This is a genomic window from Exiguobacterium sp. s138, from assembly GCF_018618775.1.
Lineage (GTDB): Bacteria > Bacillota > Bacilli > Exiguobacteriales > Exiguobacteriaceae > Exiguobacterium_A > Exiguobacterium_A artemiae.
The window spans coordinates 348,681-366,929 of record NZ_JACSMW010000002.1 but is presented as its reverse complement, the minus strand read 5'-3'; the positions used below and the strand labels follow the sequence as shown (position 1 = coordinate 366,929).

Below are 18,249 nucleotides of genomic sequence, written 5' to 3'. Positions count from 1 at the left end.
CTCATCGTGATGATAACGCTTACATATAGATGAATAATTTTTTTGAATAAAATATTTTTTGAGAGGCTGTTCATTTTTGCCGTAATTCCTTTTTCCGTGGTATTTTTAAATAGAAAATAAATTATCAGTGCTTGTTTGGAAAAGGAGAATATTAAAATGAAAAACTCTGTAAAATGGACGGGTCTCTTGATTGCAGGAACGGCCCTGGTCCTTAGTGCATGTGGTCAGGAAGAAAAACAAATGACCGCATACGATAAAATTAAAAAAGAAGGAACCTTGACCGTTGCAACAGCAGGTACCCTTTATCCGACATCTTTCCACGAAGAAAAAAGTAACAAATTGACCGGGTTTGATGTCGAAGTCGTCAAAGAAATCGCAAAACGTCTTGATTTAAAAGTCGCCTTCAAAGAAATGTCTTTCGACGGAATGCTGACAAGCGTGAACACCGGTCAAGTGGATTTAGCGGCCAACGATATTACGATTACGGAAGAACGTAAAGGAAAGTTTGCCTTCTCTAAACCTTACAAATATACGTACGGGACAGCGATCGTCCGTAAAAGTGATTTATCCGGCATCAAGTCCCTCGAAGATTTAAAAGGGAAAAAAGCAGCTGGAGAAGCGACGACAACGTACATGCAAGTGGCCAAGAAATACGGTGCCAAGGAAGTCACATATGATAATGCCACGAATGATCAATATTTACGTGATGTCTCTAACGGACGGACGGACGTCATCTTAAACGATTATTATCTCCAGAGCCTTGCCGTCGACTTCTTCAAAGATTTCGACATCACGATTCACCCTGATATTGCCTATAATCCAAGCCAAGTCGGACTCATCATGGACTTGGACAACAAAGAGTTACAGTCGAACATCAATGCTGAAATCGATGAAATGAAAGAAGACGGCACGCTCGCCAAATTGTCGAAGACATTTTATGCCAACAAAGACGTCTCGAAAATGCCTGATGTCAAGACGACGCTCGTCGACGTGAATTGAACAGTTTCTCTGAGATTGAATGGCGGTCTGTCTTTAACCCGGAATTAGCAAAAGAAGCGTTTCCCTACATCTTAGGAGGGCTCGGTCATACGCTTTGGATTTCGATACTCAGCATGTTGATTGGTCTTGGACTTGGCTTATTGCTTGCTTTGGCACGCTTATCTGCATCACGTTTGTTACGGACAGTCGCCACTCTCTACATCTCCTTCATGCGCGGTGTACCGATTCTCGTCTTATTATTCATGTTTTACTTTGGTTTACCGGTCATCAACATTCAACTCGATGCCTTAACCGCTGCCATTGCCGGTTTCAGTCTGAACAGTGCTGCCTATATGGCTGAAATCATTCGTTCGTCACTTTTGTCCGTTGATCGCGGGCAACAAGAAGCGGCACAATCGCTCGGGCTTTCCAGATACCGTGTGTTCGTCGGCATTATCTTGCCGCAGGCCGTCCGCCTGGCAATCCCCCCGTTATCAAATGTCCTTCTTGATTTGGTAAAAGCCTCTTCGCTCGCTGCCATGATTACGGTGCCGGAGATTTTTCAACGGGCAAAAATCGTCGGCGGACGGGAGTTTGACTACATGACAGTTTATTTTGTCATCGCCTTCATCTACTGGGGAATCTGTGCCGTCATCGCCGCCGGACAAGAAATGCTCGAACGGCGTTTCGCCCGCTATCTATAACGTAAAAAAGCTCAACCGTTTTTCACTTTCGTCACGAGGACGTCTGTAGAAAACAGGTTGAGCTTTTTTTATCAAAATTAGGCGAGAATACTCTCACCTCTAAGTGTCTCGGACAAAGCCCAGCGTAGGTGGGAGATGAATCGCCTTCGGGCAAGGCGTGTCTTACGACACGTCAATTGCCCGACGTTTTCGGTTTGAAAACACTTAAAACCAGGAAAAAAACAATACGTCGTGTTCTTTGAAAACTGAAGGTATAGGGTTGTGACTGGAAGTTCGTCTGTCACGTAAAATCTTCAACGTTCACCTTGCAGATGACCGAAGTAGCGAAAACCAAGCAGAGTAAGCGTCCGCACAAAAGAAACTGACAAGATTAAAATCCAACCGTCGGGACGACGGGGTTAGCTTGATAAATTTCAGACCAATAGGTCGGATAACTCAGGAATCCTTCACCTCTTAGCATAGCGTTGGTGGAGGTAGTTCAAGCTTTTTGGTCGAGCAATGGTTCGACGGATAGTGCTTCCAATGGTTTATGGAACAAATAGCCTTGAAGCGTCTGGCACCCTAACCCTGTCAAAAGTTCCGCTTCCACCATCGCTTCGATTCCTTCCGCGACAATCGTCATCTTCAACCGATCTCCTAATTGAATGATCATCTTGACGATGGCTCGTTTTTCTTCCGAGTCAATCGCCGCCCGGACAATCTCTTTCGGAATTTTCAACTGATCAAAAGGTAATTCGACGAGCGTCTGCATCGAAGAAAAGCCGGTTCCAAAATCGTCAAGCGCAATCCGGATCCCGTGGAGATGCAATTCATTTAATGTCTCGATTATTTGTGCCATTCCTTCGATAAAAATATGTTCTGTCATTTCGATTTCCAATAAGTAAGGCGGAAAACCGGTTGATCGTAAAATCTCCAATACCTTTTCGGTAAAGTCTTCTTGACGCAACTGCGAAGGCGAGACATTAACGGCAATCGTGATTGGTTTTCGTCCTTGTTCCAACCATTGCTGACCTTGCAGGCAGGCTTTACGCATTACCCATCCTCCAAGTGTTTCGATGAATCGTGTCCGTTCTGCCAACGGAATGAATTCCAGCGGAGAAATCAACCCGTATTTCGGATGATTCCACCGGACTAGTGCTTCTGCACCCGTGATGCAGTGATTAGTTGCGCTGACTTGCGGTTGAAACAATACGAAAAAGTCCCGGTCAAGATCAGCATCATACAGATCACGTGTCAGTTGCATGGCTCGTTTGCGTTCATTTTGAGTCACCTGATCCGTGATCGCAAACGTATTTTTACGATTTGACTTTGCTGTAAATAAAGCAATCTCGGCATCATTGATGACATGATCAATCGATTCCCCGTTAACGAATGACACCCCGATGCTTGCCGTTACATTGATTTGCTTAAAATCGATTTGGACACGTTCAGAAATACTGGCTAAAATCTCATCGCATAACTGATCCGGTTGCGCGGACGTCGCATGTAATAAAAAGGCACTTCCACTCGCTTTAGCGACGATACAATCGGAAAAACGCGTCATCAACCGTTTTCCGATGATATGCAACGTCCGGTCTCCCGTTCGGTAACCGAATGCATCATTGACTGTCTTGAAATCATCCAAATCAATCAGACAGATGATATCTCCCGCGACCGCTTTTTTTTCCGTTTCAATCACAAAAAAAGACCGGTTCGCCAGTTCCGTGACCGAATCAAAAAATGCTTGTTCCTTCAATCGAGCTAAGTAGTCGATGTTTCGTTCCAGCCGTGAAACATACTGTCTATGAATCAACAGACTGATCAGTGTAGCAATCAAAATCAGTCCGATCCGTGCGATATGATCCGTTGAACTGAAGTTTGACATGCCTGCCGGTGCTTTTAACCAGACGTACAGGAGTGATAAAACGCTGATTGCCGTCGCATACAGTAACATCGTCCGGTTAATGACGATCAGGGAGGCCAATACAAATAACAACGATGCGGCCCACACAGTCTGTGCCCCATTGTTTATATACGGATAGTTGATGAACGGGATCAATAAGAAGACACTCGACATCATATGCGGTTTCCATCGGTCGCTAAGACTGCTTTTCCCAATCAGAAACTGTACACCACCCACAATAAAAATCAAAAAAGCACGCCACACTTCAGACCACTGCAATCCAGACGAACTGATGTTGCTCGAGAAGATATATAAAATGGAACCACAGCTAGTCAGCACAAAAATAATCATTCCGAACAGCTGGTAATTGGCGTTTACTTCGCGATGGTAGTGAAAATTCGTCGATGAAGGACGTTCATGTGCCTTCATAATCTTCTCTCCTTCCCGTGACTTCGTCCTCTTCTTTTCCTTATCGAGTTGGAATTAAAACCTAATTCCTCCATTGATTTGGTTTTAATTCCTCACGTCTAAAGAAGTCTTCATTCGGGTAATTGACTAGTAAAGGTTGAAAGGAGTGTTAAGTCATGAGTCGTCTTTTATTTATCGAAGCCAATGACAGTACCCATCAAAAGAAAGGAATCAGCTCCCATATGAATGAAGCCTTTCTTTCAAGCTACCGGACACATCATCAGGAAGACGAAATCGTCGTTCTTAATTTATTTGAGGAACGGTTGCCGTTTTTTGATTTACGTCTCGCATCCGCTGCCGCTAAACTGTTTCGCGGGGAATCGGTAGATGCCGATGACGATGTTCCGATCGGAAAATTACAAGAATACCTGACCGGATTTCTCGACTCGGACAAAATCGTCTTCTCTTTCCCGATGTGGAACTTGACCGTTCCGGCTCCCCTCCATAACTATATGGACTATCTGGCGCAAGCCGGTCAGACATTCCGTTATACGGCAGAAGGATCGATCGGATTGGTGAAAGGAAAACAAGTATTGTTGCTGCATTCACGCGGCGGTGACTATTCGACATCCGATAAAGCGGACTCCGAACATGCCGTTCGTTACATGCTCGACATACTCCGTTTCTTCGGCATTGAAGATGTTCAAACGATCATTTTGGAAGGCCACCAACAATATCCAGACCGCGCGGATGAACTCACCAAAAAAGCCCTCTCCGCATGTGAGAAGGCCGGGGAAACATTTTAAAATCTGTAGAGTAAAAACTTTTCGTGGCTATCTATGACAAGCTGTTCATAGCTTGGCATCTCAAAGGCTTTAAACAGACTATAGGAAAGTGTAAAATCTCGCTTAACATCATTTATATTACCATTTGTTTTTTTAGTGAAATAGCCGCGCTGAAAATAAAAATGTCCTAAAAATGAAGCATCATCCAATGCAAGACTTTCCTGGATTCCAGTCGCTACTACTTGAAGACCTTTTTCATAATTCTTTTGAAATGACAGTTGCTGAGCATGGTTGTAAATGATTTTAATTCTAGCTTTCTTTAATTCAATCGTATCAAATTTCAGACTTAAGACGTCTTCAAAAACACTTTCCGAGTGAACAAATTGTTTGTTTTCAAAGTAAAAATTAGCAATTGCCATCTTGATTCGCAGATACATTTGAGGTGATTCGAACCAAACTTCTTCTGTATCCGTTAAATGCACTAATCGAGAAATGCTTGATCGAAAATCTATTTTTTGAGTTCTCTCACTACAAATAATTTCAAAATACTCCAACAACAGTAATATTTCCTTGTTTGTTGACTGACTTTTTATTTTCTCAGTTTGATTTATTAACTCATCAAACTGCTGGCTTCGAAACAAGCCGGTAAGGAGTCGGTCACATTCACGGAATTCTTCACTTTTGTATTGATCACGAAATAACATTGACAGGGGTACACGTAATCGTTTCGCAATTTGTTGTAATAAATCAATCGTTGGCGAGTTACGCCCATTTTCAATCTTACTGATTTCTGCCTGGCTACATATCCCGTCGCACAATTCTTTTTGTGTCATTCTTTTTTCTTTACGAATCTGTTTGATTTCATTTCCAATCGATACCGGTAGTGAATTCATTAATTGTCTCCCTTGATTAAACCTCATAAGAACTTAAACAATAAATACTCATTTCTTCCTTTTTCTACAATCTCAACGTAACGATCCAAATTAAGTGCAGTGAACAAAGTATACGACATGGAATAGTCCTCTTTTACTGTTTGAAGATCAAAATTTAATTTTTCTTTGAAATTTGCACGTTGATAATAAAAGTGTCCTAAAAAAGAAGAATTTTTTCGTTCTATACTCTCAGAAATTCCTGATTCTGTGACTATCATTCCGTCTCGATAGTATCCTTGAAAAAATAATTGTTGCGCATGATTATACAGTATTTTAATTCGTAAGCTTTTTAATTCTTCCGTATTATAGTCCATCGCTAGTAATGTTTCGTAAATTTTTCTTGAGTGCACAAACTGATCATTCAAATAATAATAGTTTGCGATAGCTAATTTAATTCTTACATACATTAGAGGTGACTCATACCATACTTCTTCCTGGTCTGTTAAAAAGGATAATTCTGAAATACACGATCGGTAATCTATTGATTTTCTGCCTTCTAATCCAATCAGTTCAAAATATTTAGCAAGTAGATATATCGACGTATTTATCTTTGTATTAAAAATTTCTTTAACAGAACCAATAAGGTCATCAAATTTTTGACTACGATAGAGTTTTGTCCATTCATAATCATATTCTTGGAATAACATCATTTGCGTGTCTTCCTCAAATAATTGTAGAATCGAAATATTTAATCGATTTGCGATTTTTTGAATCGTTTCGATTGTTGGAGATACTTTTCCTTGCTCAATTTTACTTAATTCCGCTTGGCTACAAATATTTTGACAAACTTCTTGTTGAGTAAATCGTTGTTCAAGCCGGATTCGTCTTAATTGATTTCCAATCAAGTTAGAGAGTGAAGTCATGTAATAAACAGCCCTTTTAGTCAGTATTCATCATAGTTTATTTCGTCACAAAAATTTTGTTTTACTTTTTTTAACGGTATTAGCATATCGATTCATATGAAATGCTTTAAATAATTCATATGCAATGACATAGCTTTGACACGTTTCCTTATTATCCCCGTACATTTCTTCTAAAACTTCACCCAGTTGATAATAAAAGTGTGCAATGTAAGAAGTATCTGTTAGCAGTACACTATAACGAATACCTTTTAATGTAACAGTTAAACTTTTTTCTAAGTCTCCCATTTTAAACAACAGTTTCGCATGATTATAAGTGATTTTCAATTGCTGACCTACTACTTTTTCATTACTAAAATCAAAGTGAGTCTCTTCTAACTCTTTATATAGTTTTTCAGATTGTTTATACTCCTGATTTTCTGCGTATAGAATTGCTATTCCCATTTTTGTTCTTAAATATAAATCCGGATAACTATATTTAATGTCATTCTGTTCAATTAATCGAGAAAGTTGGACGGATGTTGTCCTATGATCAAAATTGTTTAAGCGATAGTCACTGATGATTTGATAATATTTCAACAACAAAATTGTCTCTTCAAATCTATCTTCAGTAATCATTTTGTACGATCGAATCTGCTCATAATTTCCTTCTCTAGTCAATCGAAGCAATGTATGGTCTAATTTTTTTACACTTTCTTCTTGCTTCTGATTTTCGAACAAGAAAGAGATTGGTATTTTAAGACGTTCTGCAATTTGTTGCAACAAATCAACCGTGGGTGAGTTGCGTCCATTCTCGATTTTACTGATTTCTGCCTGACTGCAAATTCCCTGACATAGTTCGGATTGTGTCCAATTCCGCTCTTGCCGGATCCGTTTGATTTCGCTACCAATCGAAACATTTAATTGATTCATGGATGTCTCCTTCACAATCTGTTCCTGTTCTGGACAAAAAAACAGGCCTCCCGTTCAAGTGATTGACTTGTGACGGAAGACCTGTTTATTTTGATGCTTCCGGCGAGAATCGAACTCGCACTGCAGCATTACCATTGCTGAGGTCTGCCATTAACCTACGGAAGCCTGTTTTTTCTAATATTAGTATAACGTAATCCAATATGAAATTCAACTTTTTCACAAATATAGAAAAAAAGCGGTTAGAGGAACCCTTTCCCCTAACCGTTTTGATGATACATTAAAGGACTGTTTTAGTTAATGAGTTATCAAAGACAATCAGCACAGAATAATGTTCATCCGCTTTCGATGCGACGAATGTCGAGAATTTGAGTGTGATGATTGAATTTGAACCGACACCGTTTTCCTCAAAGAATTGGTTAAGTCGTTCTTCGAGTTCTTCTGGTGATCGTCCTACTAACACTTTTGAATGTAACATAAAATCCACCCCGTCCTTTTTTTTGTGTACGATATTGAGTTTTCCCATGGGCTCATTTTTTAAAACCTCTATTTTTCCAGCTTGCCGAAATAAGAGGCATTCGGTACTGTGAAGATATGGTAACTTTTTTAGAGAAAGGACTGATCAGAATGAATGAGCATATGTTCGATGAAATTTTGGAAAAAAGACAAACCGGTTCCGTCAAATGGGATGGTTTAAAACAGTTGTTCGGATCGGATGAACTAATTCCGATGTGGGTTGCGGATATGGACGTCCGCCCAGCCGACTCCATTACGAAAGCCTTGACGAAACGGGCTGCAAGCGGCAACTTCGGCTACTCTCTGTTCGAAGAAGAAGCAAAACACGCGATTCAGCATTGGTTTGAAAAACGTTACAATCAATCGGTTGATCCGGCGACGATTCTTTATTCGAACGGTGTTGTGCCCGCCCTCGCACACAGTGTATTGGCCTTGACTGAAGAAAACGACGAAATCATCATCCAGACTCCGGTCTATCCGCCTTTCCATTATGTGATTGAAGCAAACGGACGACGTTTAATTGAAAATCCGCTCCGCTTGCAAAATGACCGGTATGAGATCGACTTTTCCATGCTGGAACAACAAATGAAGACCGCCCGCATGATTATTTTATGTAATCCGCATAATCCGACCGGTCGTGTATTCAGTTATGATGAATTGCAACGGTTGGTTGCACTCGCTAAACAATACGGCGTCTATGTGTTATCGGATGAAATCCACGCTGACCTGCTGTTTTCCGAAGCGATCCATCACCCGATCATTGCCTTTGATTATGATCAGGTGATATTAGTCAGTGCACCTTCTAAAACATTTAACATCCCGGGATTGTATGCATCTTATCTGATTGTACCGAATGTCGACTTGCGACTCAAAATCGAGCAGGTACAGCAGGCAAACTTTGTCCATCCTAATGCTTTTGCAGCGACAGCCATCATTGCTGCTTATACTGACCCCGAAAGTGAAGCGTGGTTACGGGAATTGCTGCTTTATCTTGAGAACAACCGGAACTATGCCGTCAAGCGGATTCAAACAGAAATGCCACGTCTCACCGTCGTTGCGCCGGACGCGACCTTCCTGCTTTGGATTGACTGCCGAGCACTTCCGTTTGATTCGAAGGAACGGGCGGAATGGTTAGTGGAACAGGCCGGTCTCGCCTTGACGCACGGACAACCATTTGGAAAAAATGCTTCAGCCTTTGAGCGATTGAACTTCGGATGTCCGCGCAGTCAATTGGATGAAGCACTCAATCGTCTTCGAACGGCTTATGAAGCGATTGTCTTTACGGATTAAGAGTGATGAACCCCGCGATTCAAGTGACTTTCACGTCATTTGAATCGTTTTTTCATGCAAACAAAGTTCCTATTGTATCGTTTTTTACACTGTTATTTATTTCAACGGTTTTTCTTTCATGTTACGTTCATAAGACTGAATTCAGAAAGTTTAAACTTTAACAGGGACGAAAACCGTCCCAACCCCTTGATGGACGAGGGCTGACGCCGCTTTTAACGACTTTGTGAAGACTTGCGTTGTTGTTTTAGACCTTGTAACGTGGGGAACGAATCGATTGTGCTTATTTTGACGAAGATATGAACAGCGCAAAAAAAGTTGAAATTGGAGGATTTATTGTTATGACGCAAGAATGGATTTCTATCAGCTTGTATCTGGTCATGATGCTTGCTATCGGTTACATTGCCTACAAGCGAACGACAAACACAGAAGATTATATGTTAGGCGGTCGGGATTTAGGACCCGGTGTTACGGCTCTATCCGCCGGAGCATCCGACATGAGTGGTTGGATGTTGATGGGATTACCTGGTGCCATGTATGCCACTGGCGTATCCGCTTTATGGCTTGCTTTAGGATTACTGATCGGATGTTACGTGAACTACCTGATTTTAGCGCCACGTTTTCGTCTCTACACGGAAATGGCAAATGACTCGATTACGATTCCCGATTTCTTAGAAAATCGTTTCAAAGATACATCACGTGTCTTACGGACGGTTTCAGCAGTCGTCATTATCGTATTCTTCACGTTCTACACATCAGCTGGTATCGTATCCGGCGGGAAATTGTTTGAAAGCTCATTCGGCTTTGATTACCACTATGGTATGCTCTTGACGATTGCGGTCGTTGTCGCCTACACATTGTTTGGCGGTTTTCTCGCAGTCAGTTGGACCGACTTCGTCCAGGGTTGTATCATGTTCATCGCGCTTGTTCTAGTACCAGTCGTCGCGTTGACAGATGTCGGCGGGATTGACGGGGCCTACAGCTACGCTGAAAACTTAGACCCTACTTTGTTTGATCCATTGAAAGGAACGACATTCCTCGGAATCATCGGATTCCTCGCATGGGGACTTGGTTACTTCGGACAACCGCACATCATTGTTCGTTTTATGGCCATTCGTTCAGTCAAAGACTTGAAAAATGCACGTCGGATCGGCATCAGTTGGATGTTTATCTCGATTCTTGGTGCCATGATGACAGGACTTGTCGGAATTGCTTATTTTGAAGGACAAGGCAACGGTCTAGGTGATCCGGAGACGGTCTTTATCCGCTTCTCTGACGTCCTGTTCCACCCGTATATCACTGGATTCCTGATGGCAGCGATTCTTGCTGCAATCATGTCGACGATTTCGTCCCAGTTGCTCGTCACATCAAGTGCCTTAACAGAAGATTTTTATAAAACGTTCTTAAACAAAAAAGCGACGGATAAACAGTTAGTCTTAACAGGACGTATTGCCGTCTTAGTCATCGCTGTCATCGGTTCTGTATTAGCCTGGAACCCGTCAGCTACGATTTTATCACTCGTCGGTTATGCCTGGGCCGGTTTTGGTTCGGCCTTTGGTCCAATCATCCTGCTTTCGCTCTACTGGAAGCGGATGACCAAGCAAGGTGCCTTAGCCGGTATGCTGTCAGGTGCCATTACGGTTATCGTCTGGGTCCAACTCGGTCTCAGTACGACACTGTATGAAATGGTACCCGGTTTCTTTACCAGCTTACTCTTTACTGTCGTTGTCAGTCTCTTGACGAAGCAACCGGTTGAATCGGTTCAAGATAAATTTGACGATATGGAAGAAGAATTAAAAGAAGCCATCGAATAATTTGAAGCAACAGATAAAACCCCTTTGAGTCTGACTCAGAGGGGTTTCTTGCTGTCATAATTCAAGAACACCATAGTGCAGCTTGGATGACTTTCGTTTCGTACGCTCAAATCCGTACCGTTCAAAGAGATCACTCTCAAAATGAGCTTTTAAGACGATTCTTTGTCGCGCGACACGCTTCGCTTCAGCTAACACATGTTCTGTCAACGGTTCATAGTTTGCCAATTGCCGTAATCCGTCTAGATGTGTGGATTCCGAAATCGTTTTTTCAAACATCGGATCAAAATAAATCACATCCACCGAATTACTCGTGCATTGTTTGAGGTATGTGAAGTGTTCCGTCAGTTGAACGTTAATCCGACGCATCGCCTCAACGATTGGCGAATATCCTTCAATCCACTGCCGCAACCCTTCCCGGACGATCAGTGCCGTGACCGGATTACTCTCTATACCGGTGACCTGACCTGACCGGCCGACCGCATGACTCATGATGATTGCATCCGCTCCTAAACCTAACGTACAATCAAGGACTGTCATCCCCTCTTGCAATCGGGCAATCGCAATCAAGGGGTCATGACCGTCGCGGTCGAATTGTTTGATCCGAAAAACCGCACTGGACGGATGAAAGAAAAAGGAACTGTCCGTTCCTGACGGATAGTACTCCAAACGGTTTTTATCCACGACAAGAACGGGTAGCTGATGTTGCTCGTGAAGTGCCGGCAGACTCATTTTTTTTCGTTCTACGACAGCAAAGTCGATGTTTTGTTCTGTTTCAAAAAGTTGTTGTCTTCTGATCTTCACATCCTCTGTCGGTCTTAAGCATGTCGTCAAGATCACTTTTTGTTTATCCAATCCGTTTCACTCCCAGAAAAAAATAAGCTAGCCTGCGCCAGCTTATTTCTTTTTCTTCAATAACCCTTCGATGTCTTCGATGAGTGCTTTTTTAGAAATCAAATCTTCTTGTTTTTCTTGTTCGACTTTAGCATCGACAGTCGTCCGTTGTAATAACGCCTGCAACGTCTCGTCAATACTTGATTTCAAATGATCGCGATCTTCTTTATTTAAGGCAAGATCGTGACGGACTTCGTCCCCTTGTTCGTCAAGTTGGCGTAACCGCTCCGTCAATTGTTTCGCTTCCCGATTCAAATCAGAATATAAGCGTTCGATTTGTTCTAAGCGTAATTTGATTCCATCGCGTTCTGTAAACACATTTTCCAACCCCTTCCAGCATACAGTTGTCTACATCATTACTTTACCATATTCATCATGAAATGAAACAATCACAATCCGTTTACAACTTGCTTTTTCGCTCTTCCCGGTTTCTTCCGGGTGCGTGATTCCTTCCGGCTATCTTTTGCAATTTGTTTCCTCAAGTCGCTATAATAAATGAGCAGAGTGAAATGCGATCAGAGGAGGACACCGTCATGGATTTAAAACGTCGAACACTACGTCATGTAGATCAGACTGAATTCGAACATTTTTTAAAGTACGGCGAACAGGCTTACGGATTATCTCGTCAGGAAATTCAAGGATACGACCATGAGCTAGGAACCGAACGTGCCTTCGATTCTGTCGAACACAGTTATGCCGAAGATTTCTACTATGATATTCTCGTCGACGAACAGTTGATCGGTCGCGTACTCTTATTAAAGATGGGGCATTATTTCCAACTTGATTTGATGGTATTCGATCCTTACAGTAGACAAGGTTTTGGAACAAAGGCGGTAAAACAGGCACTCGAGCAGTCAAACGTATTGGCTCTTTACGAAGTGCGTGCCCGTATCCTGCCGACCTCTCCCCATCAAGAGATCGCTTCTCAGATTTTGAAGACGAACGGATTCGTCAAACAGGACGATTACTTCAGTAAGGGTCGCCGTAAACGTTACGCCCTACAACGCCCTTGAAATTCGACCGACGCAATCCGGCGTCGGTTTTTTTTGACATCAAATCAAAAACAGCGTAGAATTTTGGTTTGTATGATTCAGAAAGGAGTTCTCACATGAACGAATGGTTATGGTTTCCTTCCATTTTAATTACGATGGGATTATTATTACTCAGTTATCGTCTGTTTGGCAAAACCGGTCTGATGATGTGGATTGCCATCGCAACGATCATTGCCAATATCCAAGTCACACAACAAGTCGAACTTTATTCTTATATTTTCACATTAGGTAACGTCGTGTACGGAAGCTGTTACTTGGCGACCGACATCTTAAATGAAAAGTACGGGAAGAAAGTCGCGCGTCAAGGCGTCTATATGGGCTTTTTCTCATTGATTACGACAACGTTATTGATGCAATACAGTTTACTGTATACGCCGCTCAATGACACACTCGCAAAAGACATGTCAAACTCATTGAACCTTCTATTCGGGTTACTTCCTTGGATTGCGCTCGGCAGTTTGTCTGCCTACCTTGTCTCACAATTGTTTGATGTCTTTATCTATTCGAAAATCCGTCAGAAGACGGGGGAAAAGAAACTTTGGTTACGTACAACCGGTTCGACCGTCCTCAGTCAATTAATTGATACATTGACGTTTTGTGCGATCGCCTTTCACAATTTACCGTTTGATATCTGGTGGCAGATTTTCATCACCACTTATCTCGCTAAATTCGTCATTGCCTGGGTCGCGACTCCCTTCATGTATATTGCCAAACGGATTCATCCGACTGCTCCTTCGAAAGATTTGGCCGCATAATGCAAACACCTTCCTGATTTTCTACATTTCGCTAGAAGATTGTTCTTTTTTAACGGATAATGGAAGTCAGGAGGTGTTCATTTGAAAATCAAACGCAACGAATCGTTCCGGTATCAGTTTGATCAACCGGTTTCCGGTGAATTCTATCTCGTCAAAGAGGGACGGCGGACACCGGTCGGATCGATGAAAATTCATAATCTCTCCCCGAGTGGTATGGCGATTGCAACACCACTGAAACTGCCGATTGATCGTTCGATGTCAATCGTCGTTGAATTTTCTCTTTTACCCGGCCTTGAACCTTTGAAGCTGAACGGACGAATCTTACATGAAAAATGGCTTGATGACCAACGTTTGTACGGCATATTGCTCGAAACGATGAAAGAGGAACAACAACAGATTATCGATATGATCAAACAATTCGTCAAAACGACGTCTTGAATGACTCGTGTTTTACTTAGAACGAGAAGGATCTGTTCTCTCTTTTGAGAAAGAACGGCCTTCAACGATTAAAAATCAGGGTGACGGACATAATGTCCGTCACCCTGATTTTTAGTACTTGCATTTCATTTTTACCGCGTCGTCTGGTAGACGATTGCTTCATACGGTCGAAGAACCAATTCTTCTTTTGATCCTGCCGGTGATTCACTGTAATTTCCGATGACCGGATCAGAAGTATCGTGAGACAGCGGAACCGTTACTTCTTCCTGACTGAAGGAGCAGTAAATGTACCATGTTTCATTTTCATATGTTCTTGTGTACGCATAGATGTCCGTTTCCTCTTCTAAAATCAAGGCATATTCACCGTATACGATTACATCGTGCTGATGACGTAACGCAATCAGCTGTTTGTAGTAATAGAAGATGGAATCCGGATCCTCCAAGGCCTGTTCGACATTGATGGTCGGATAGTTCGGATTAACTTTTAACCAGGGTGTACCCGTCGTAAATCCGGCATGCTCCGTCGCATCCCATTGAATTGGTGTCCGGGCATTGTCCCGTCCCTTCACATGGACAGCACGCAATAACTCTGCCGGTGAAGCCCCTTGCTCGGTCCGTTCTTTCCACATATTACGGATTTCGATATCCTCATAGTCCTCAATCGATTCAAAGGCAACGTTCGTCATGCCGATTTCTTCCCCTTGATAAATGTAGGGAGTTCCTTTTAACAAGTGGAGTAAGGTCGCTAACATTTTAGCGGATTCGACGCGATACGTCGTATCATTTCCGAATCGGCTGACAACGCGTGGTTGGTCGTGATTATTCCAGTACAGCGAGTTCCACCCTTTTTCGTGTAAGGCGACTTGCCACTTCGTGAAGTTTTCTTTCAGTTTCTGAAGGTCAAAGGGTTTTACATCCCATTTTCCGCCCGGACCGGAATCCAAGTCCATATGTTCGAACGTAAAGACCATGTTGACTTCTTTGCGTTCCGGATCTGTATAAAGAATGGCGTCGTCAGTCGTCGCCCCCGGCATTTCACCAACCGTCAAGACATCGTAATTACCGAAAGAAGCGTCATTCATTTCTTTTAAAAACTCATGAATTCTTGGTCCGTTAATATAATGTTGTCCGCCGTCCCCGTATAGAGCACCGGGAGGAACCGTCGCATCCGGAAGACCGGGTGTCTTCGAAATTAAGTTGATGACGTCCATTCGGAAGCCGTCAATCCCGCGATCCAACCAGCGCGTAATCATCTGATAGACTTCTTGACGCAACTTTTCGTTTTCCCAGTTCAGATCAGGTTGCTTTTTAGAAAACAGGTGCAAGTAATATTCGTTTGTCGCCTCATCCAGTTCCCAAGCCGGTCCGGAAAAAATCGAGCCCCAGTTGTTCGGGAGCGTCCCGTCTTCATTGGCGCTTCTCCAAATGTAATAGTCCCGGTATGGATTGTCCTTACTCTTTCGTGACTCTGCAAACCAGGCGTGCTCGTCCGACGAATGGTTGATGACCAAATCCATTACGATTTTGATTCCCCGCTCATGCGCCTGATCGAGCAGAAGATCAAAGTCCGCCATCGTTCCGAATTCGCTCATGATGGCTTCATAATCCCTAATATCATATCCGTTATCATCATTTGGTGAGTCATAGACCGGACTCAGCCAAATAACATCAATTCCAAGTTCTTTTAAGTAATCCAGTTTTTCAATGATACCGACGAGATCCCCGATTCCGTCTCCGTTTGAATCATTGAAACTCCGCGGATAAATTTGATAGACCACACTGTCATGCCACCATTTACGTTCCATGTGATTGATCGACTCCTCTTGTGAACAATTTGCGCAATCGATTGCGCATTTAATAAAAGCGCTTCCATTTATTTCATCGTTAGCGTATCACGAATCTTGTAACCAGGACAAGAAGATTCCCTTGTACGGAATCAGGTATACTGAACCTATCGTTTCACGTTTGAATTTTTCCGATTGAGGAAAATGATTTAAGAGAGGAGGCGTACCAACATGTATCGTCGTTACTTATTGTTTCTAGTTTGGGCTATCGCCATTGTCTTCATCTTACTGTTTGGGAATAACAGAGTCTTTCCTTCCGGTTTTCTCCTATCCTTTTTACGGTTTGATCAAAGCCAGTTTGATACGTCTGCACTCAGTTTATTCACATTACTTGGTATCTATCCAGCAGCCTTTTTCATGCTCTTTTTAGATGAAAAACGCTTCTTGAAACCTTCCCCGATGTTAGCAAGTTTTGGCGCCTTTGCGTTAGGATCATTTATCCTCATGCCGTATCTAGCACTCGCCATCCCGCGTCAAACGTTTTTGCCGTTTCGACGTCGGAAGTTCATCCCTTACGTTGTCGCACTGCTGGCTGTTCTTTCAGCCGTCATCATCTGGTTAGCTTTAGCACGTTCAGACTGGTCTATTTTCCAAGTCTATTTCATGACAAATCAATTCGTTCGGACGATGACTGTCGATTTGGTGATGTTTTATATTTTACAGTTGTTTATGTTACACCGTATTCGGGCGCGCGAGAATACTCGGCTCGGTTGGCGAGACCTCGTGCCATTGTTCGGACTGTTCAGTTATTTGTTCCGCCGTCATCTTCCGACTTCCTCCAACGGTTGATTCGACCGAACGGATTCGGCTACAATAGGAAGATAGCTTTCATAGGGGGACATTATTCATGAAACAGTATCATCAACTTTGTCAGGAAATTTTAACGAACGGCGTAAAAAAAGAAGATCGGACGGGAACCGGAACCATCAGTATTTTTGGTCATCAAATGCGGTTCTCGTTGCAGGATGGTTTTCCGATGGTGACGACAAAAAAGTTACATATGAAGTCGATCATTCATGAATTGATCTGGTTTATCTCCGGTGAAACGAACATCTCTTATTTACAAGAGAACGGTGTCCGCATTTGGAACGAGTGGGCGGACGAAAACGGTAATCTCGGACCGGTTTATGGTGCCCAGTGGCGTTCTTTTCCGAAACCGGATGGAACGACCGTCGATCAATTAGCGGATGTGATTGAACAGATCAAAGTCAATCCGGACTCCCGTCGTTTGATTGTCAGTGCCTGGAATCCCGGACAACTGGAGGAGATGGCCTTACCGCCCTGCCATTTGTTGTTCCAGTTTTACGTAGCAGACGGAAAACTGTCTTGTCAGCTCTATCAGCGGTCGGCGGACGTCTTCCTTGGAGTCCCGTTCAATATTGCTTCCTATGCTTTGTTGACGCACATGATTGCTCATGTCTGTAAACTTGAAGTCGGCGATTTTGTTCATACTTTAGGAGATGCCCATATTTATTCGAACCATCTGGATCAAGTGAATCTCCAGTTGAGCCGGAATCCGAAACCTTTGCCGACGATTCGATTTGCCCGTGAAGTCGAGCGCATTGAAGACTTTACGTTTGACGATATCATCATCGAAGGCTACGACCCTGATCCGCATATTAAAGGAGTCGTCGCCGTATGATTTCGCATATCGTTGCCTATACAAAAAACCGGGTCATTGGACGGGATAACGAGATGCCTTGGCACTTGCCGGCTGATTTAGCCCATTTCAAGAAAACGACTTACGGCAAACCGGTCATCATGGGTCGAAAAACCTTCCTCTCAATCGGACGCCCATTACCGGGACGCGAGAATATCGTCATCACACGTGATCCGGACTTTCATGCGGAAGACATCACCATCTGGCATGACTTAGACAGACTGGCGGATTACGCGGAGTCGGACGAGGAAGTCTTTTTAATTGGCGGCGGCGAATTGTTCCAGCAGACACTGCCTCTTATCGAGCGGATTTATGCGACTGAAATCGATGCCCACATCGAAGGGGATGTTTACTATCCCGTTCTTCCCGATCATTTCGTTTGTTCCTCCGAGACGTACCACCCTGTGGATACGCAACATGCAGAAGCTTTTACGATTAAGCAATTTGATCGTGTTCCTGAATAAACATCATTCGATTGACGTTTCAAGCAAAAAGCATCCCGACTTCCAAGAAGTCAGGATGCTTTTTTAATTC

19 protein-coding genes and 1 tRNA gene are annotated in these 18,249 nt (G+C 42.9%); 11 read left to right on the top strand and 9 right to left on the bottom strand.

Annotation, left to right across the window (positions count from 1 at the left end; all coding sequences use genetic code 11):
* The first annotated feature begins 156 nt into the window (after positions 1-156).
* Positions 157-999 (top strand): transporter substrate-binding domain-containing protein, encoded by an 843-nt coding sequence (locus tag KNP91_RS05740; protein WP_012370595.1) that lies wholly within the window; start codon positions 157-159, stop codon positions 997-999.
* The gene (locus tag KNP91_RS05735; protein WP_012370596.1) at positions 996-1,682 is read left to right on the top strand and encodes an amino acid ABC transporter permease; all 687 of its coding nucleotides are present in this window, start codon (positions 996-998) and stop codon (positions 1,680-1,682) included. The genes KNP91_RS05740 and KNP91_RS05735 overlap by 4 nt, the downstream gene beginning before the upstream one ends.
* A 478-nt stretch (positions 1,683-2,160) precedes the next feature.
* Here the strand turns inward: KNP91_RS05735 and KNP91_RS05730 are convergent, their stop codons facing one another.
* Positions 2,161-3,993 carry a putative bifunctional diguanylate cyclase/phosphodiesterase gene (locus KNP91_RS05730; protein ID WP_214849071.1) on the bottom strand — a complete coding sequence of 611 codons (1,833 nt, stop codon included), beginning with the start codon at positions 3,991-3,993 and terminating at the stop codon, positions 2,161-2,163.
* Positions 3,994-4,148: 155 nt separating this feature from the next.
* On the opposite strand from KNP91_RS05730, the gene KNP91_RS05725 reads away from it, so the two are divergent.
* Entirely contained in the window at positions 4,149-4,778 is a 630-nt protein-coding gene (locus KNP91_RS05725) for an FMN-dependent NADH-azoreductase (RefSeq protein WP_214849068.1), read from the top strand.
* Here the strand turns inward: KNP91_RS05725 and KNP91_RS05720 are convergent.
* From KNP91_RS05720 to KNP91_RS05700, 5 genes are all read right to left on the bottom strand, one after another.
* Positions 4,775-5,650 (bottom strand): helix-turn-helix domain-containing protein, encoded by an 876-nt coding sequence (locus KNP91_RS05720; RefSeq protein WP_214764569.1) that lies wholly within the window; start codon positions 5,648-5,650, stop codon positions 4,775-4,777. The two genes, KNP91_RS05725 and KNP91_RS05720, sit on opposite strands and share 4 nt — an antisense overlap.
* Positions 5,651-5,673: 23 nt before the next feature.
* Positions 5,674-6,552: a helix-turn-helix domain-containing protein gene (locus KNP91_RS05715; protein WP_214764563.1), complete on the bottom strand. Its 879-nt coding sequence runs from the start codon at positions 6,550-6,552 to the stop codon at positions 5,674-5,676.
* 45 nt (positions 6,553-6,597) lie between these two features.
* Positions 6,598-7,461: a helix-turn-helix domain-containing protein gene (locus tag KNP91_RS05710; RefSeq protein WP_214849065.1), complete on the bottom strand. Its 864-nt coding sequence runs from the start codon at positions 7,459-7,461 to the stop codon at positions 6,598-6,600.
* A gap of 94 nt (positions 7,462-7,555) precedes the next feature.
* Positions 7,556-7,626, bottom strand: a tRNA-Thr gene (locus KNP91_RS05705).
* A gap of 112 nt (positions 7,627-7,738) precedes the next feature.
* Positions 7,739-7,936: a hypothetical protein gene (locus KNP91_RS05700; RefSeq protein ID WP_012370601.1), complete on the bottom strand. Its 198-nt coding sequence runs from the start codon at positions 7,934-7,936 to the stop codon at positions 7,739-7,741.
* A 149-nt stretch (positions 7,937-8,085) separates the two neighbouring features.
* Between KNP91_RS05700 and KNP91_RS05695 the strand changes: the two genes are divergently transcribed.
* Positions 8,086-9,264 carry a MalY/PatB family protein gene (locus tag KNP91_RS05695; protein ID WP_214849061.1) on the top strand — a complete coding sequence of 393 codons (1,179 nt, stop codon included), beginning with the start codon at positions 8,086-8,088 and terminating at the stop codon, positions 9,262-9,264.
* Between the two features lie 338 nt (positions 9,265-9,602).
* Positions 9,603-11,075 carry a sodium/proline symporter PutP gene (gene putP / locus KNP91_RS05690; RefSeq protein ID WP_214764539.1) on the top strand — a complete coding sequence of 491 codons (1,473 nt, stop codon included), beginning with the start codon at positions 9,603-9,605 and terminating at the stop codon, positions 11,073-11,075.
* Between the two features lie 54 nt (positions 11,076-11,129).
* On the opposite strand, the gene KNP91_RS05685 is transcribed toward putP, so the two are convergent.
* Together KNP91_RS05685 and KNP91_RS05680 are read right to left on the bottom strand one after the other, a co-directional pair.
* Entirely contained in the window at positions 11,130-11,912 is a 783-nt protein-coding gene (locus KNP91_RS05685) for a class I SAM-dependent methyltransferase (protein WP_041261962.1), read from the bottom strand.
* 57 nt (positions 11,913-11,969) lie between these two features.
* Entirely contained in the window at positions 11,970-12,284 is a 315-nt protein-coding gene (locus KNP91_RS05680) for a hypothetical protein (RefSeq protein WP_012370605.1), read from the bottom strand.
* Positions 12,285-12,499: 215 nt separating this feature from the next.
* Between KNP91_RS05680 and KNP91_RS05675 the strand changes: the two genes are divergently transcribed.
* The 3 genes from KNP91_RS05675 to KNP91_RS05665 all read left to right on the top strand — a co-directional run bounded on the left by KNP91_RS05675 (position 12,500) and on the right by KNP91_RS05665 (position 14,211).
* Positions 12,500-12,979 carry a GNAT family N-acetyltransferase gene (locus KNP91_RS05675; protein ID WP_012370606.1) on the top strand — a complete coding sequence of 160 codons (480 nt, stop codon included), beginning with the start codon at positions 12,500-12,502 and terminating at the stop codon, positions 12,977-12,979.
* A 95-nt stretch (positions 12,980-13,074) separates the two neighbouring features.
* The gene (locus KNP91_RS05670; protein ID WP_012370607.1) at positions 13,075-13,773 is read left to right on the top strand and encodes a queuosine precursor transporter; all 699 of its coding nucleotides are present in this window, start codon (positions 13,075-13,077) and stop codon (positions 13,771-13,773) included.
* An 81-nt stretch (positions 13,774-13,854) separates the two neighbouring features.
* Entirely contained in the window at positions 13,855-14,211 is a 357-nt protein-coding gene (locus KNP91_RS05665) for a PilZ domain-containing protein (protein ID WP_012370608.1), read from the top strand.
* A gap of 131 nt (positions 14,212-14,342) precedes the next feature.
* Here the strand turns inward: KNP91_RS05665 and KNP91_RS05660 are convergent, their stop codons facing one another.
* Positions 14,343-16,016, bottom strand: coding sequence for a glycoside hydrolase family 13 protein (locus KNP91_RS05660; protein WP_214849056.1), 1,674 nt, complete (start codon positions 16,014-16,016; stop codon positions 14,343-14,345).
* A 210-nt stretch (positions 16,017-16,226) separates the two neighbouring features.
* On the opposite strand from KNP91_RS05660, the gene KNP91_RS05655 reads away from it, so the two are divergent.
* Genes KNP91_RS05655 through KNP91_RS05645 form a run of 3 tightly spaced genes read left to right on the top strand, consistent with a single transcriptional unit; the run spans position 16,227 to position 18,179 of the window.
* Positions 16,227-16,844: a hypothetical protein gene (locus tag KNP91_RS05655; RefSeq protein ID WP_214849053.1), complete on the top strand. Its 618-nt coding sequence runs from the start codon at positions 16,227-16,229 to the stop codon at positions 16,842-16,844.
* A 58-nt stretch (positions 16,845-16,902) separates the two neighbouring features.
* On the top strand, positions 16,903-17,697 hold the full coding sequence (locus KNP91_RS05650) for a thymidylate synthase (protein WP_214849050.1): 795 nt from the start codon (positions 16,903-16,905) through the stop codon (positions 17,695-17,697).
* Positions 17,694-18,179, top strand: a complete 486-nt coding sequence (locus KNP91_RS05645; RefSeq protein WP_214849048.1) for a dihydrofolate reductase — start codon at positions 17,694-17,696, stop codon at positions 18,177-18,179. The genes KNP91_RS05650 and KNP91_RS05645 overlap by 4 nt, the downstream gene beginning before the upstream one ends.
* The last annotated feature ends 70 nt before the right edge of the window (positions 18,180-18,249 follow it).